At 56.6% G+C, this 15,122-nt stretch carries 16 protein-coding genes and 1 pseudogene; 3 read left to right on the top strand and 14 right to left on the bottom strand.

Features of this window, described 5'->3' with window-relative positions; genetic code table 11:
* Positions 1-11: 11 nt before the first annotated feature.
* The 3 genes from rpsI to QE270_RS10465 all read right to left on the bottom strand — a co-directional run bounded on the left by rpsI (position 12) and on the right by QE270_RS10465 (position 2,184).
* Positions 12-503 carry a 30S ribosomal protein S9 gene (rpsI, locus tag QE270_RS10475; protein WP_300039127.1) on the bottom strand — a complete coding sequence of 164 codons (492 nt, stop codon included), beginning with the start codon at positions 501-503 and terminating at the stop codon, positions 12-14.
* Positions 503-982 carry a 50S ribosomal protein L13 gene (rplM, locus tag QE270_RS10470; RefSeq protein ID WP_300039124.1) on the bottom strand — a complete coding sequence of 160 codons (480 nt, stop codon included), beginning with the start codon at positions 980-982 and terminating at the stop codon, positions 503-505. The genes rpsI and rplM overlap by 1 nt, the downstream gene beginning before the upstream one ends.
* Before the next feature lie 140 nt (positions 983-1,122).
* Positions 1,123-2,184, bottom strand: coding sequence for a COX15/CtaA family protein (locus tag QE270_RS10465; protein WP_300039121.1), 1,062 nt, complete (start codon positions 2,182-2,184; stop codon positions 1,123-1,125).
* Positions 2,185-2,309: 125 nt separating this feature from the next.
* Between QE270_RS10465 and QE270_RS10460 the strand changes: the two genes are divergently transcribed.
* The 3 genes from QE270_RS10460 (at position 2,310) to dxs (ending at position 5,183) form a co-directional block, all read left to right on the top strand.
* Positions 2,310-2,675, top strand: coding sequence for a MerC domain-containing protein (locus QE270_RS10460; protein ID WP_300039118.1), 366 nt, complete (start codon positions 2,310-2,312; stop codon positions 2,673-2,675).
* A gap of 63 nt (positions 2,676-2,738) precedes the next feature.
* Positions 2,739-3,197, top strand: coding sequence for a transcriptional repressor (locus QE270_RS10455; RefSeq protein ID WP_300039116.1), 459 nt, complete (start codon positions 2,739-2,741; stop codon positions 3,195-3,197).
* Between the two features lie 54 nt (positions 3,198-3,251).
* Positions 3,252-5,183: a 1-deoxy-D-xylulose-5-phosphate synthase gene (gene dxs / locus QE270_RS10450; protein ID WP_300039113.1), complete on the top strand. Its 1,932-nt coding sequence runs from the start codon at positions 3,252-3,254 to the stop codon at positions 5,181-5,183.
* A gap of 21 nt (positions 5,184-5,204) precedes the next feature.
* On the opposite strand, the gene QE270_RS10445 is transcribed toward dxs, so the two are convergent.
* The 11 genes and pseudogenes from QE270_RS10445 to QE270_RS10395 all read right to left on the bottom strand — a co-directional run.
* Complete coding sequence (locus QE270_RS10445) at positions 5,205-5,618, bottom strand: DUF3035 domain-containing protein (RefSeq protein ID WP_300039110.1); 414 nt, start codon at positions 5,616-5,618, stop codon at positions 5,205-5,207.
* Positions 5,619-5,630: 12 nt separating this feature from the next.
* On the bottom strand, positions 5,631-5,894 hold the full coding sequence (locus tag QE270_RS10440) for a DUF3035 domain-containing protein (RefSeq protein ID WP_300039107.1): 264 nt from the start codon (positions 5,892-5,894) through the stop codon (positions 5,631-5,633).
* The gene (gene lspA / locus QE270_RS10435) at positions 5,891-6,403 is read right to left on the bottom strand and encodes a signal peptidase II (RefSeq protein ID WP_300039130.1); all 513 of its coding nucleotides are present in this window, start codon (positions 6,401-6,403) and stop codon (positions 5,891-5,893) included. Before lspA ends, QE270_RS10440 begins: the two co-directional genes overlap by 4 nt.
* 189 nt (positions 6,404-6,592) lie before the next feature.
* Entirely contained in the window at positions 6,593-9,394 is a 2,802-nt protein-coding gene (gene ileS / locus QE270_RS10430) for an isoleucine--tRNA ligase (RefSeq protein WP_300039104.1), read from the bottom strand.
* Between the two features lie 94 nt (positions 9,395-9,488).
* Complete coding sequence (locus QE270_RS10425; RefSeq protein ID WP_300039101.1) at positions 9,489-10,418, bottom strand: bifunctional riboflavin kinase/FAD synthetase; 930 nt, start codon at positions 10,416-10,418, stop codon at positions 9,489-9,491.
* Positions 10,415-11,602 carry a dipeptidase gene (locus QE270_RS10420; protein ID WP_300039099.1) on the bottom strand — a complete coding sequence of 396 codons (1,188 nt, stop codon included), beginning with the start codon at positions 11,600-11,602 and terminating at the stop codon, positions 10,415-10,417. Before QE270_RS10420 ends, QE270_RS10425 begins: the two co-directional genes overlap by 4 nt.
* A 22-nt stretch (positions 11,603-11,624) precedes the next feature.
* The gene (locus QE270_RS10415; protein WP_300039096.1) at positions 11,625-12,122 is read right to left on the bottom strand and encodes a dihydrofolate reductase; all 498 of its coding nucleotides are present in this window, start codon (positions 12,120-12,122) and stop codon (positions 11,625-11,627) included.
* Between the two features lie 23 nt (positions 12,123-12,145).
* On the bottom strand, positions 12,146-13,216 hold the full coding sequence (locus QE270_RS10410) for a 5-(carboxyamino)imidazole ribonucleotide synthase (protein ID WP_300039093.1): 1,071 nt from the start codon (positions 13,214-13,216) through the stop codon (positions 12,146-12,148).
* Positions 13,217-13,225: 9 nt separating this feature from the next.
* A complete protein-coding gene (gene purE, locus QE270_RS10405; RefSeq protein ID WP_300039090.1) occupies positions 13,226-13,714 on the bottom strand; it encodes a 5-(carboxyamino)imidazole ribonucleotide mutase in 489 nt (162 codons plus the stop codon).
* Positions 13,715-13,829: 115 nt separating this feature from the next.
* A complete protein-coding gene (gene gpmA, locus QE270_RS10400) occupies positions 13,830-14,513 on the bottom strand; it encodes a 2,3-diphosphoglycerate-dependent phosphoglycerate mutase (protein WP_300039088.1) in 684 nt (227 codons plus the stop codon).
* A gap of 105 nt (positions 14,514-14,618) precedes the next feature.
* A pseudogene (locus QE270_RS10395) lies at positions 14,619-15,122 on the bottom strand (hypothetical protein); the annotation flags it as partial.

The following is a 15,122-nucleotide window of genomic DNA, read 5'->3' as shown; positions in this document are numbered from 1 at the left end:
GAATGTTCGGTTTACCGCTTCGAGAACTGGAAGCTCTTACGCGCCTTGGCCTTGCCATATTTCTTACGCTCAACAACGCGGCTGTCGCGTGTCAGGAAGCCTTCGGCCTTCACTGCACTGCGCAGCAACGGTTCGAATTTCGACAATGCCTGTGCGATGCCATGCTTGACCGCGCCAGCTTGGCCGGAAAGACCACCGCCCTTAACGGTTGCGATGACGTCATACTGGCCCGTGCGCTCGGTTACACCAAACGGCTGGTTGATGACGAGGCGCAGCGAAGGACGTGCAAAATACACTTCCTGGTCGCGGCCATTGACGACGATTTTACCTGTGCCAGGCTTTAGCCATACGCGGGCAACGGCGTCCTTACGGCGGCCAGTTGCATAAGCGCGGCCTTGCGCGTCAATTTCCTGTTCACGGATGACAGCAGCGATCTGCGCAGGCGCCTGAACGTCGGCGCCCAGTGTTTCGAGATCAGCGAGCGAAGTTGCAGTGTCGGACATTATGCACCCACCTTGTTCTTGCGGTTCATGGAAGCGACGTCGAGCGTCGTTGGCTGTTGACCGGCATGTGGATGCTCGGCGCCATTATACAGATGCAGCGCACGCATTTGCGCACGGCCCAGAGGACCGCGTGGTACCATGCGCTCTACGGCCTTTTCAAGGACGCGCTCAGGGAACTTGCCGTCCAGCACCTTGCCAGCGGTGATACCCTTGATGCCGCCGATGTAGCCGGTGTGCCGATAATAGACCTTGTCGGTCAGTTTCTTGCCAGTGAACTTCACCTTGTCAGCATTGATGACAATAACATGGTCACCGCAATCAACGTGCGGCGTGTAGCTTGGCTTCGTCTTACCGCGCAGGATATTGGCGATGAGGCTGGCAACACGGCCAACAACCAAATCTTCTGCGTCAATGAGGATCCACGATTTTTCGACGTCCTGTGGACGGATCGATTTCGTAACTCTGGATAGCGTTTTCATCGCTAATCGCACCTTTCGAAATTTTGTAGAAGCGCAGAATCATGAAGAAACCGCAAGCGAAGCGGAGCCAATGGCGATGAAAGCTCTAACAGTCAAGCAAAAGCGCCTGTTTTACGGCGGGTATAATAATACCTCTAGCGCTAAACCGCCTTGCGTCCCAGAACATGTGCCCCCCATACGGCCGACGCTACCACCAAAGCACCGACAGCCTGATGCGATACCGCCAAGACAATGTTGACGCCGGTCATAACTGTGGCAATGCCCAAGATGATTTGGATACCATAAGTGCTATGGATAGCTACCGACGCTCCGCGCACGCCCGCTTTTTTAACACGGCGCGCTAATAATAAGAGTGCAGCCACCGCGACCCACGCCCACCAGCGATGGACGAAATGCGTCAGATATGGGTCGTTGACGAGGGCAAAGAATACGCCTTGTGTGGCGTCGACACCCTCGGGATAGAATCTGTCGTTCATCAGCGGCCAAGTGTTGGCAACATAACCAGCATTCAATCCTGCGACCCAGGCCCCGATCAATAACTGTATAAACAGAATGGTGAGCACAATAGCTGCATAGCCAGTCATCTTCACTGGCCGTGCCAACGGGTCCTTCGCAAGCGCGTGCAAATCGAGCGCAGTCCACACCAAGCCGCCTAGGATCGTCAACGCCGTTAGCAAGTGGACTGCGAGCCTGTAGTGGCTAACATCTGTCCGCGCAGAAAGGCCAGATGATACCATCCACCAACCAATGGTACCCTGAAGCGCACCAAGCGCCAAAAGCGCCAGCAGACGGGGCTTATATCCTGCCGGGATGGCTTTCTTTACCCAAAACCATGCGAGCGGCAATGCGAAGGCCAAACCAATGACGCGGCCAAGCAGGCGGTGGATCCATTCCCAGAAATAGATGAATTTAAATTCCGCGAGCGTCATGCCCGCTGGGCCGTTGATCTGCGTATATTCTGGTATTTGCTTATACTTTTCGAATTCTGACAGCCAGCTTGCCTCGTTCAGCGGCGGCAAAGCGCCGGTGATTGGCTTCCATTCGGTAATGGATAGCCCCGACTCGGTCAGCCGCGTAATGCCGCCCACCACCACCATAGCAAAGACAAGGCCCGCGGCACACATGAGCCATGTTATCAGCGCGGTGGGCCGTGACATCGCAGTTTCGACGGCTGGAGAGGCAGAGTTGCGTGTGTTATTCATGTGTGGGGATGTGCGCCGGATTAATGCCAATGGCAAGCGTCGGAGGTTGCAAAAACTGCTATCCTAACTGCAAATTTAGCGATGTGATGTTGTAACGTGCAACGAATCGCTTTAGGGGTTTCGGAATGGCACGCGTGTGGAATAAATGGCGATGGGACGGGCTTGGCCTCAGCATTGCTGGACTGTGCCTGATCCATTGCATCGTAACTACGATATTGCTCGCGGTTCTCGCGTCCGCCAGTGGCTTTTTTCTGAACCCGATTATCCATGAAGTTGGGCTGTTGCTGGCCATCATTCTTGGGATGCTGGCACTGGGTAAGGGCTTTCAGGATCACGGACTATTCCTGCCCGCAACGGTTGGCGCGCTTGGCATCGGCATGATGGGCGGTGCGCTGACGCTACCCCATGGCGGCGTAGAGATTGCGTTCACGGTTGTCGGCGTCATGTTACTTGGCCTGAGCCATTTGCTTAACCATCGGGCCAAAACCTAAGTTTCAGCCAATCGCAGCCTACCGCTAATTGACCAGTCCCGTGCCACAGCTTACATGGGCGATATGGCAGTACATCATCACCGCGAACATGAAGGCGCATCGCTTGCACATGCCGCACAGAGCGCACTGGTTGCGGCAGGCGAACAATGGACTGACATGCGGTCGGATATATTTGCCGTACTCGCGACATTTGAAAAACCGGCTTCTGCCTATGACATCGCTGATCTTGTATCACAACGGCGCGGGAAACGCGTTGCGCCCAACAGCGTCTACCGCATATTGGACCTGTTTGTGGCGACGAACCTTGCCCGCCGGGTCGAAAGCGCAAATGCCTATATCGCCAATTCGCACCCCGGATGCCTGCACGACTGCATTTTCCTGATCTGCGACAGTTGCGGCACCGCCACTCATATTGATGACGACACGTTGACGATGCATGTGCGCACTGCGGCAGAACGGGCAGGGTTCGCAGAGGTGCGCCCCGTCATCGAAGTGCGCGGGATTTGTGCAGATTGCGGATGAACGCGCGGTAATTACCCGTTCGACAGTCTGATAAAACGCCGCTAAGCTATTTCTATGACATATTCCCCTGACACGCCGTTACTCGATACGGTTAAAGTGCCCTCGGACCTTCGTAATCTTGCCGCGTCGCAGCTGCGCCAGTTGGCCGATGAACTGCGTGCCGAAACTATCTCTGCAGTTTCCGTCACCGGCGGGCATTTGGGTGCAGGCCTTGGCGTTGTCGAACTTACGACCGCAGTCCATTATGTCTTTAATACGCCTGATGATCGGCTGATTTGGGATGTCGGCCATCAGTGCTATCCACACAAGATCCTCACGGGTAGGCGCGACCGTATTCGCACATTGCGCACCGGCGGCGGCCTATCTGGCTTCACCAAGCGCAGCGAGAGCGAATATGATCCATTCGGCGCCGCCCACAGCTCTACGTCGATCTCTGCGGCATTGGGTTTTGCCGTAGCTAATAAAATTGCTGGAAAGCCCGGCAAGGCGATTGCAGTCATCGGTGACGGTGCGATGTCCGCCGGCATGGCCTATGAGGCGATGAACAACGCCCAAGCCGCGGGCAACCGTCTTATCGTAATTCTGAACGACAATGATATGTCGATTGCCCCGCCAGTGGGTGGCTTGTCAGCATATTTGTCGCGGCTGGTATCCTCCAGCGAGTATCTCGGCCTGCGCAGCCTTGCCAGTAAGCTCGCAAAAAGACTGTCGCGCCGGATTTACACCGCTGCATCAAAGGCTGAGGAATTTGCCCGCGGCATGGCCATGGGCGGCACTTTGTTCGAAGAGCTTGGCTTTTATTATGTTGGCCCAATCGATGGCCATAATCTCGACCAGCTTATTCCAGTCCTCGAAAATGTCCGCGACAATGCCGAAGGCCCAGTGCTGATCCATGTCGTTACGCAAAAGGGTAAGGGCTACGCCCCTGCAGAAGCCGCGGACGACAAATATCATGGCGTTGTGAAATTCGACGTCATTACGGGCAAGCAAGAAAAGGGCCCCGGCGGCGGTCCACCTTCATATCAGAATGTCTTTGGCGCAACGCTCGCAAAGCTTGCGGAAACGGACCCGAAAATTTGCGCCATCACCGCGGCTATGCCCGGCGGCACCGGCGTCGACAAATTCTCCGCAGCACACCCCGAACGCTCGTTTGATGTGGGTATCGCCGAACAGCATGCGGTGACCTTTGCCGCAGGCCTTGCCGCGCAGGGAATGCGTCCATTCTGCGCGATCTATTCCACCTTCCTGCAACGTGCCTATGACCAAGTCGTGCACGATGTAGCTATCCAGAATCTGCCCGTGCGCTTCGCCATTGACCGCGCTGGCTTGGTTGGCGCCGATGGCAGCACACACGCCGGATCGTTCGACATCACCTATTTGGCGACTTTGCCGAATATGGTCGTGATGTCGCCGGCGGATGAGGCGGAGTTGGTGCACATGACTTACACTGCCGTCCTGCATGACAGCGGGCCAATCGCTTTCCGCTATCCACGCGGAAACGGGACCGGTGTTGCGCTGCCCGAAGTACCCGAGCAGCTGGAAATAGGCAAAGGCCGGATCATGCGCGAAGGGAAAAAAGTCGCGATACTCTCGCTCGGCACACGTTTGGCCGAAGCGATGAAGGCGGCGGATACACTAGATGCTAAGGGCCTTAGCACCACCGTTGCCGACTTGCGTTTTGCCAAGCCACTTGATGAAAAAATGATCCGCCACCTGATTGCTACACATGAAGTAATCGTGACCGTCGAAGAGGCCTCTGTCGGCGGCCTCGGCGCACATGTGCTCACGCTGGCCAGCGACGCAGGGCTGATGGATACGGGCCTAAAGATCCGCACGATGCGCCTGCCTGACATGTTTCAGGAGCATGATGCGCCGCAGAAGCAATATGACCAAGCCGGCCTGAACGCGCCACAGATTGTCGAAACTGTGCTGAAAGCCCTACGCCACAATAGCGCGGGCGTGGAGGAAGCGAGCGTGCGCGCCTGACGACGCTTTGCGCTCAATGCGTTAGTTTGGAATGATCGCCTGAGCGGTCTGGCCGTCACCTTCAGGCGCAGCGATAATGTCGCGGGTAATGCTGCCCTTGTTCACCGTAATGGTTTGCGGGTCACCGACAGATGATCGGATGCCGGCTTCGGCAGTTCCAGAGCTCGTCGAAATCGAACGTTCAGCCGCTGAGCGCGTTGCTATGCCGCCAAATAGAGCCTCTAACGTTTGTTCCTGACTTGCGTCGGTTGAACGCGTCATAGTTGCTGCGGTCGGCTCAAGCGCGAAGTCCGGCGGAACCACCAGCGGTGCAGCGCGGCCTGCAATAGGCGCAGCAGTTTTGTTGCCACCAAGCATATTGCCAACCGATGCGCAGCCGGCAAGCATCGGAAGTGCGAGCGTTGCAGCGGCAAGAAGCAAAGATTTCTTATTCATAAGCATATCCATTTACTGGCCGGATTGCGGACGTGACGTAGGCACATTACCGCCAAACATTGCGTCCAAAACTTGCTGTTTTGTATCGCCAGCCTGCGGACGCGGGGCGTTGGGTGTCGGCGCGGGCAAGTTAAACGCAGCAGGAACCTGAAGTGGCTCTGACCGTGTAACGGCAAATTCATCGGGGCGATCGCGTTCATAAACGCTTGTTGTTCCGCAGCCAGAAAGCGTGAGAATAGCAACTGACGCCGCCGCTGAGATAAGTATCCGCTTCATGACTTCTCCACTATGTCGGCGCTGCTTGCGGGTTCCTGAACAACAGACCCGCGGTCCGACGTCTTGTCGCTTATCAGAAAGGCGCGGGCAAGCAATATCATCACGCCGATGCTGATGCAGGCATCGGCCAGGTTAAAAATGTAAAAGGGTCGGAAAGCGCCAAAGTGCAGGTCGGCATAGTCTACGACATAGCCATAACGCAAGCGGTCGGCGATATTCCCGAACGCGCCGCCCAGCACCAGCGACAAGGCAAGCACATCACCACGCATTTTTTCGCGCCACATCCAAACGCCAACACCGACCGCAATCACGCTAGTCAATGCCACCAGCGCCCATCGTTCGCCGTCACTGTCTGCGGTTAAAAAGCTCATCGAAACGCCGCGGTTTTCAGCATAGCGAAAGTCAAAGAACGATATGATGTGAATGACGCCGCGGCTTTGAAGTTGCAACGGCCCAAGCATCGCATATTTCACGATCTGGTCCGCAATGAACACAAGGCTTGCGAGCATGAGGCCCTGCAGGCGGAATTTGGAGTTGGAATTCATGCTTAATCCTCCCAGTTTACGGGGATGGGGACCACGCGAAGCGTGGGGGAGGGGGATGTAAATACGCACATTCCCGCGCGTGTAAGCCGCCAGCCCCCTCCGTCAACCCTGCGGGTTGCCACCTCCTCATACATGGGGAGGATTTGATGAGCCTTACCCACCAACAACATCCGCACAACGTCCGCACAAAGCGCCGTCATCAACAACCTCAGGCAAATGCCGCCAGCAGCGGCCGCATTTGTGGTTAGCGGTTTTAACTGCGCCTGCCTCTCTGCCAAGATGCACAGTAGACACGATAAATAATTCGGCGAGGTCGATTTCGCCGGCATCACCCGGATAGCTATATTCAACTTCCAGACTTGAGCCAATTTCCTTGTTGCGTCGCATAGGTTCGATCAGTTCGTTTGCCAGCATACGGGCTCCCCTGATGCTACCCCAATTTTCGGCCAATTTTGTATCAATCCAACCCGCTTCAACCTCCGGCCAATCCGAGAAATGGACGCTGTCCGCATCCGGAAACCGCGTCTGCCAAACTTCTTCGCTGGTAAACACCAACACGGGCGCGGCGTAACGAACGAGCGCATGGAACAATATGTCCAACACCGTGCGGTAGGCCATGCGCTTGGGATCAGTGGCCGCATCGCAATAGAGGCTGTCCTTGCGGATATCGAAGAAGAAGGCCGACAGATCTTCGTTCGCGAAATCGGTCAGCAAGCGGACATAATTGTTAAAGTCAAAATCGTCGACCGCTTGCCGCAGCTTCACGTTCATGTCGGCGAGCAGATGGAGCATATAACGCTCAAGCTCAGGCATATCGGCAACCACGGCCTTTTCGGCGTCGGAGAAGCCATCGAGCGCACCAAGCAGATAGCGGAAGGTATTGCGCAATTTGCGATACTGGTCGGACACGCCTTGCAAAATCTCTTTGCCGATGCGGTGGTCCTCAGTGAAGTCGACCGTCAGCGCCCAAAGGCGTAAGATATCCGCACCACTGTCACGCATCAGGTCCAACGGGTTGATCGTGTTGCCCAATGACTTGGACATTTTCATGCCCTTTTGGTCCATCGTAAACCCGTGGGTCAGCACCGCGTCATAAGGCGCGCGGCCCCGCGTGCCGCAGCTTTGCAGTAAGGAAGACTGAAACCAGCCGCGATGCTGGTCGCTGCCTTCTAAATACAAGTCCGCAGGCCATTGCAGATCAGGCCAACGTCCGCTTTCAAGGACAAAGGCATGCGTGCAGCCCGAATCGAACCAGACATCAAGAATGTCGGTTACGCGCTCATAATCTGCGAGTGCATAGTCGGGCCCAAGAAATTCCTGCGCCCGTTCCTCGGACCAGCCATCGACACCCTGTGCACGCACGCCCGCAATGATGCGCGCGTTCACGGCCGCGTCGTCGAGATACTGGTTGGTTCCCTTTTTCACAAATAAGGTGATCGGCACGCCCCACGCGCGTTGACGGGACAGCACCCAATCGGGGCGGCCTTCGACCATCGACGACAGGCGGTTGCGGCCCTTTTCGGGGATGAAGCGGGTATCCGAAATCGCGGTCATCGCCTTTTCGCGCAGTGTGGCGCCAACAGTCGCTTTATCCATCGGCACGAACCATTGCGGGGTGCAGCGATAGATTACCTTCGCCTTCGACCGCCAGCTGTGCGGATAGCTATGCTTGTAATCCGCTGACGCCGCGAACAACCCGCCGCTTTCGCGTAAAGCGGTGCAGATGGGGCCGTCAGGCGCGTTGAACTTGGGATTGATGACGCTGCCTTCACCGCCCAGCCACAACCAGTCGGCGCGATATTTGCCGTCGCCTTCGACTGCGAAGACCGGATCGACTCCGTTTGCCTTGCACAAGTCAAAATCATCTTCACCATGGTCAGGCGACATATGGACGAGGCCAGTGCCGCTGTCGGTGGTGACGAAATCACCCGCGAGCATCGGACGCGGCTTGGCAAAGAAGCCGCCGAGATGGTGCATCGGGTGCTGGACCATGGTTCCGGCTAGTTCGGAGCCCTTATATCTACGAAATGTCTTGCTGAGTTCCGGTGGTGGGATCTGGTCCTGAATTACACCATCGATCTTCAGATAGCTGGCACGTAACGAAAAGTCCTGAAAGAGTTTTTCAGCGACCAAAACACGGCGATCACCTAAACCGAAAACAATATACTCAACATCCGGACCATAAGCGATCGCCTGATTAACCGGAATCGTCCAAGGCGTCGTTGTCCAGATCACCGCATGCGCGCCCACCAATTCCGCAATCGGCGATTCCACAATCTCAAACGCCACGTCGATCTGCGTCGAGACGATATCTTCATATTCCACCTCAGCTTCGGCCAAAGCGGTCTTTTCGACGGGCGACCACATCACTGGCTTTGCACCGCGATAGAGCTGGCCGCTTTCGGCGAATTTCAGCAGCTCGGCAACAATCGTTGCCTCGGCCTGAAAATCCATGGTCAGATAGGGATTGTCCCAATCGCCATTGATGCCCAGCCGCTTGAGCTGCTCGCGCTGCGTATCGACCCAATTCTGGGCATAAGCACGGCATTCGGCGCGAAATTCAACGGCGGGCACCTCGTCCTTGTTCAGCTTTTTCTTGCGATATTGCTCCTCAACCTTCCATTCGATGGGCAGGCCGTGGCAATCCCAGCCGGGCACATAAGGCGCGTCTTTGCCCAACAATGTCTGCGTGCGGACGACCATGTCCTTCAGGATATGGTTCAGCGCATGGCCGATATGCATGTCGCCATTCGCATAAGGCGGGCCATCATGCAGGATGAACTTTCCCCGCCCACGGCGGCGATTGCGCAGCTCCGTGTAGAAATCTGCCGCCTGCCAGCGCGCTAAAATACCCGGCTCCTTCTGCGGAAGGCCAGCCTTCATCGGAAATTCGGTTTTGGGCAAGAACACGCTATCGCGATAGTCTTGTTTAGGTGTGTCAGCAGGTTCGGTCATATCGTGCGGGTGCTTAGGGGAGGTTGGCGCTTTAGACAACTATTTGAGCGCAAAATTGGCGAAGTAGAGTTGGTTCGCACTGTCTAATTAAAAATCACGCCAAAATGTCGCGCGCCTCGTCACAATCCTTCGCCATCTGCGCCATCAGCGCGTCTAGGCTATCAAACTTGGCCTCGCCGCGAATGAAGGCGTGGAACTCAATCTCGATATTCTGTTCGTAAAGGTCTTCGGCAAAATCGAAAAAATGTGGCTCAAGCAATTCCTTGGGCGGGTCAAAGGTCGGGCGGATGCCAAGGTTTGCCGCGCCGTTCAACACGCGGCCGTCGGGCAACCGCCCCTTCACCGCATAAATGCCGTAACGCGGGCGTAGATAATGGCCCATGTCGATATTGGCCGTAGGAAAGCCCAAGAGTCGGCCGTTTTTGTCGCCATGTTGGACAACGCCTTCAACGGCGAAAGGCCGCGTGAGCAATGCGGTCGCGGTTGCGCAGTTGCCATCTTGCAACGCAGTGCGAACGCGGCTTGACGAGATGACACCTGCGTCATCGACCACAGGGCCCATCGCGGTGGAGGAAAGCCCGTGCGTGGCGCCAATCTCGCGCAGCACATCAATATTGCCGCCGCGCGCTTTGCCAAAAGTAAAGTCCTCGCCAGTGACCACCGCCGAAAACCCAAGCCGCTCGATCAGCAATTTGACAATGAAATCGTCTGCACTGGTCGCGGCAAGTTCCGCATCAAAATCGAACACCAACATCGCATCCGCGCCCGCAGCTTCGAAAAGGCGCTGCCGCTGATCAAGTGTTGTCAGCCGGAACCAAGGTGATTGCGGCGCAAAGAAGCGCACGGGATGCGGATCAAATGTGGCAATAATGGCTGGGCGGCCAGCGGCCTTGGCCTGCGCTATGGCTTCACCGGCCACTGCTTGGTGCCCCAAATGGAAGCCATCAAAATTGCCCAAGGCCACGACCCCGCCGCGCAAAGCGTCAGGCATGTGGTCTTTGGCAGAAAGGCGCGGAATGGTCATTTTGCTGCGGAAGCCTTTGGCATCGGAACCAACCCTGCACGAATGACGCGCAGTGCATTTTCACCCATGACAGCCCGAATTTCTTGCGCTGTGAAGCCTTCGTCCAGCAAAGCTTGCGTCACTTGAACTAATTGCGATGTGTCGAAACGCACTGTGGTTGCGCCGTCATAGTCCGACCCCAAAGCCACATGCTGAATGCCGACAAGATCACGGACATGCTTCATCGCTTTGGCAGCCGCGCGTGGGTCGGTTGAACAGATTGCGCCATCCCAATAGCCAATGCCTATAACACCGCCGGTTTTGGCGACGCCGCGCACTTCGTCGTCAGTCAGGTTGCGGTTGACCTTACACGTCGCCTGCACACCGCCATGGCTGGATACGACCGGCCGCGTGGCCATATCCAACACTTCGGCAACACCGGTATGCGACAAATGGGCGATGTCGATGATCATACCCTTTGCTTCCATTCGCCGAGCAATGTCACGGCCGAAGGGAGTCAATCCGCCTTTTTTCAGGCCATGCATCGAACCCGCCAGTTCATTGTCAAAGAAATGGGTGAGCCCAGCCATACGGAAGCCGGCATCATACAGCCGGTCAAGATTGGACGCTTTACCTTCCAAATTCTGGAGGCCTTCGATCGTGAGCATCGCGCCGACGGGACGCAGAGTTGTTTGCCGTGCGGCAAGCAATAGGTCCAATTGGGCGGCTGAATCCACCGCTGCCAACGCGCCGTTCGAACCCGCAACGGCATCACCACGTTTCGCCGCATGATATAATGACCGTTCGGCCAAAGAATGCCATGTCTTCACAGGCTGCAACTGCGCAAAGGTGAGCAAGGTGATGTTGTCGCTATCGGCGCCATTGCCGTCATAATTCTGGTTCTTTGGCGTCTTTGTAACGGACGAAAATAACTGCAACGCAACATTGCCATCTTGCAAGCGCGGCAAATCCACATGGCCGCGTGACGCTCGGTCATTGAGGTTGCGGTCCCACATCAACGTGTCGCTGTGCAGGTCCACGATGTTCAACGCCTTGTGCAGAGCCTTGGCTTCGTCACTGACCGCAATCAACGCTTTGCCGTCGACCTGATTCATCGATCCTTCGACATAGCCTGGCAGGAACCCAAAGAATCCCACAGCGGCAGCGGCAATCAATGTCGCCGGAATCCAAAATCTTTTACACATATTCCCCCCTGCACGTTGATATTTAGGCAGCTTCCCGCCGCACCAGCGTTACAAAATCGAAGGCCGGAGCGCCGCCTTCGGCTTCGTGTCCCACGCGCTCGATTTCTTCCCATATGGACATGTCAAAGGCGGGCACTGATGCATCGCCTTCGGGATTGGCATCGATTTCGGTGAGTTCGATGCGGTCAGCAAGCGGCAAGAACAACTCGTAAATTTCCGCGCCGCCGATGATGCACACATGCGGCCCATTGGCACGCTTCAACGCGTCCTCAACCGAATGGACAACCTCGGCGCCCTCTTCCTCCCAAGCCGTGTCGCGGGTGAGCACGATGTGGCGACGTCCGTCGAGCAAGCCAGGCAGGCTGTCAAAGGTCTTGCGGCCCATGATCATTGGCCGTCCTTTGGTGACCTGCTTAAAATGGCGTAGGTCAGCGGGAATGTGCCATGGCATGCCGCCGTCCTTCCCGATTGTCCCATTAACGGCGCGGGCGAGGACAAGAACGGTTTCGGGATGATTCATGCGCCCGTCTTGCAGACTTTTTCTTACCGATACAAGCGGGTGACGTGGCCTATTTTTCGCCCCGGCCGCGCTTCGGCCTTGCCATACAGATGCAGGCTTGCCGCAGGATCAGATAAAATCTGCTCAAATCGGTCGCCATCGTCGCCAATCAGGTTTTCCATTTCCACCCGTTCAGCAACCGTGTCCGTCGCGCCAAGCGGCAAGCCGCAAATGGCGCGAATATGGTTTTCAAACTGACTGGTTGCCGCACCTTCGATGGTCCAATGCCCGCTATTGTGCACGCGGGGTGCGATTTCGTTGAACACTGGGCCTTGCGCGCCGGCAAAGAATTCGGCGGTGAACACGCCGACATAGTCTAGCGCTGATGCGACCGCTGCGGCCAGCGCGCGCGCGTCTTGCTGCTGGCTTTCAACCAAAGTGCCCGACGGCAGCGTCGATGTCGCAAGGATGCCACCGACATGCAGATTGCGCGGGCTGTCCCAAAAACGGATTTCGCCATCTTGGCCGCGTACCAATATCACCGAGTATTCCGCATCAAACGCTACCATCGCCTCGGCAATGACGGGCTGGGCACCCGTTCGTTCCCACGCGCCGGCAATGTCGCTCCGCGCCGTGATCCGCGCCTGTCCCTTGCCGTCATAACCAAAGCGGATGGTTTTCAGGATGCAGGGCAGGCCAACCGTATCAATCGCCGCGGGCAATGCACTTTCGTCCTCCGCCACAGCAAATTCAGCAGTCTTACCGCCAAGCGCGCGCACGAAATTTTTTTCCGCAGCCCTATCCTGCGCGACTTCCAATGCTTTGAGCGGTGGGTAAACCGGAACAAGGCCAGTGATCGTTTCAAGCGGCGGCACGGGCACATTTTCAAATTCGAAGGTTACAACATCGCACGCGTGCGCAAAGGCCTTCAGTGCGGCCAAATCATCATATTCGGCGACAGTATATGCGGCGCCCACATCGCACGCGACATTATCGCCCGGTGGGGCGTAAATATGGCAGCGATAGCCCAATTGCGCAGCGGCGACCGCAAGCATACGGCCAAGCTGACCGCCGCCTAATATTCCAATAGTTGAGCCGGGGGGTAACGCAGCCATCACGCAAACTTATTCCGGCGTTTCGGCGACGGATGCCGTTTGTGCTGCGCGCCATGCATCAAGCCGTTGGGCAAGCGCCGCATCCTCATTCGCCAACATTGCCGCCGCCAGCAAGGCCGCGTTTGTTGCGCCCGCCTTGCCAATCGCCAAAGTTCCCACTGGAATTCCGGCGGGCATCTGGACGATGGACAAAAGGCTGTCCATCCCGTCCAGCGCCTTGGACTGCACGGGCACGCCAAGCACTGGCAGACGCGTCATGGATGACGCCATGCCGGGCAAATGTGCCGCGCCGCCTGCGCCAGCAATGATGCATTTCAAGCCACGCCCAACCGCGCCTTTTGCATAATCATACAAGCGTTCGGGCGTGCGATGCGCAGACACCACTTTGCATTCATGTGGGATTTGGAGCGTAGCCAGTGTCGCTGAAGCCTCACGCATGGTTTCCCAATCCGAACGGCTTCCCATGATAATGCCAATAAGCGGCGCTGCTTCGGTCATCTGTCACTCCCCCGACACCTTCGATACCAAGGGCCTTAGCCTTGCGGCGCAAAAGGCGCAATCCAGCAACGACGCATTCGCCCCCAAAGTGCTAAGGTGCGGAGGCCGGGAGCAATTAGCGCTCGGAAAGATAGTAATAGTCGCCGTTCAAATTGTCGTCCAAGTCATACACGATGGGTTGCCCCGTAGGGATTTCGAGGCCGCTTATGTCGGCATCCGAAATACCCGACAAATGCTTGACCAGCGCGCGCAAGCTGTTGCCGTGCGCCGAAATCAAAACGGTTTTTCCAGCCTGTAATTCCGGCACTATCGCGCTGTCCCAATACGGCAAAACGCGGTTGATCGTGTCTTTCAAACTTTCTGAAGCGGGTATATCTATGCCCGCATAGCGCGGATCAGAAGATAGATCATAAGGCGATCCAGCATCAAGCGGCGGCGGCGGGATATCAAAGCTGCGGCGCCATATCTTCACCTGATCGTCACCATGCTTCGCCGCCGTCTCTGCCTTGTCCAGCCCGGTGAGCCCGCCATAATGCCGCTCATTCAATTGCCAGTTCTTGGTGACCGGAACCCAGAGGCGTCCCATCGCCTCAAGCGCTAGGTTAAGCGTTTTGATCGCGCGCGTTTGTACGCTGGTAAACGCAGCGTCCGGCGCGATACCTTTTTCCTTCATAAGCAAGCCTGCCGCCAATGCCTCGGCTGCGCCTTTTTCGGTAACGTCCACGTCCCACCAACCCGTGAAGCGGTTTTCGAGGTTCCACTGCGATTGTCCGTGACGGATGAGGATGAGTTTGGGCATGCGTGTTTCCTAATTTGTTTGACCGCGCCCTAACGCAAGTTAGCTAAATCGCCAAGGTCATGAAACGCCCGTTAAATCATCCTCGATAATCCGCATATTCGCAGTTTACGCCATCTCAGCTAGTGTCGCGAGGCATTCGCGGGCGAGCAAGCGGCACCGTTCGGGAGACCAGCCTTGTTCGGGGTCGTTGCCATCAACGGTGTCTTTATAGGGCATTTCAAGCGTCATAGAGACGCAATTGTGCGAGGGTCCAAACCGCTCGGCCAATTGGTTGGTGGACATGCTCAGGTTCGCCCTGCCGGGACCAGCCTTGGTATAACCCAGCTCGGTCTGGAAATCGGGGGTGCGCGCCGAAAGACGGTTGATGAAAGCATTATAGCGAGCACCCTGATTATCGGTCCACGAAGGGATGCCTTCAAAACCAGCCATGAAGGCCGCAGGAATGGCCTCGTCGCCATGAATATCCATGGCCCAATGCACGCCTTTTTCATCCATCGCGTTGCGGATGCCAAGCACTTCGGGGCTGCGTTCTGCCGATGGGTCGGCCCATTCGCGGTTCAGGTTGACGCCCAGATAATTGGTCCGCAAATGCCCGCGGCAGCTTCCATC

This window comes from Sphingorhabdus sp. (genome assembly GCF_029865925.1).
Classification (GTDB): Bacteria; Pseudomonadota; Alphaproteobacteria; order Sphingomonadales; family Sphingomonadaceae; genus Sphingorhabdus_B.
The sequence above is the reverse complement of the archived record's forward strand: the minus strand, read 5'-3'. Positions and strand labels throughout refer to the sequence as shown.

Excerpts from the sequence above, each read along its gene's own strand:
- dxs (WP_300039113.1), top strand. The coding sequence starts at position 3,252 with ATGACATATTCCCCTGACACGCCGTTACTCGATACGGTTAAAGTGCCC.
- purE (WP_300039090.1), bottom strand. The coding sequence starts at position 13,714 with ATGACCGAAGCAGCGCCGCTTATTGGCATTATCATGGGAAGCCGTTCG.
- QE270_RS10420 (WP_300039099.1), bottom strand. The coding sequence starts at position 11,602 with ATGTGTAAAAGATTTTGGATTCCGGCGACATTGATTGCCGCTGCCGCT.
- QE270_RS10410 (WP_300039093.1), bottom strand. The coding sequence starts at position 13,216 with ATGGCTGCGTTACCCCCCGGCTCAACTATTGGAATATTAGGCGGCGGT.
- QE270_RS10465 (WP_300039121.1), bottom strand. The coding sequence starts at position 2,184 with ATGAATAACACACGCAACTCTGCCTCTCCAGCCGTCGAAACTGCGATG.
- QE270_RS10440 (WP_300039107.1), bottom strand. The coding sequence starts at position 5,894 with ATGAAGCGGATACTTATCTCAGCGGCGGCGTCAGTTGCTATTCTCACG.
- lspA (WP_300039130.1), bottom strand. The coding sequence starts at position 6,403 with ATGCTCGCAAGCCTTGTGTTCATTGCGGACCAGATCGTGAAATATGCG.
- rpsI (WP_300039127.1), bottom strand. The coding sequence starts at position 503 with ATGTCCGACACTGCAACTTCGCTCGCTGATCTCGAAACACTGGGCGCC.
- QE270_RS10415 (WP_300039096.1), bottom strand. The coding sequence starts at position 12,122 with ATGAATCATCCCGAAACCGTTCTTGTCCTCGCCCGCGCCGTTAATGGG.
- QE270_RS10460 (WP_300039118.1), top strand. The coding sequence starts at position 2,310 with ATGGCACGCGTGTGGAATAAATGGCGATGGGACGGGCTTGGCCTCAGC.
- QE270_RS10445 (WP_300039110.1), bottom strand. The coding sequence starts at position 5,618 with ATGAATAAGAAATCTTTGCTTCTTGCCGCTGCAACGCTCGCACTTCCG.
- rplM (WP_300039124.1), bottom strand. The coding sequence starts at position 982 with ATGAAAACGCTATCCAGAGTTACGAAATCGATCCGTCCACAGGACGTC.
- QE270_RS10455 (WP_300039116.1), top strand. The coding sequence starts at position 2,739 with ATGGCAGTACATCATCACCGCGAACATGAAGGCGCATCGCTTGCACAT.
- ileS (WP_300039104.1), bottom strand. The coding sequence starts at position 9,394 with ATGACCGAACCTGCTGACACACCTAAACAAGACTATCGCGATAGCGTG.
- QE270_RS10425 (WP_300039101.1), bottom strand. The coding sequence starts at position 10,418 with ATGACCATTCCGCGCCTTTCTGCCAAAGACCACATGCCTGACGCTTTG.
- gpmA (WP_300039088.1), bottom strand. The coding sequence starts at position 14,513 with ATGCCCAAACTCATCCTCATCCGTCACGGACAATCGCAGTGGAACCTC.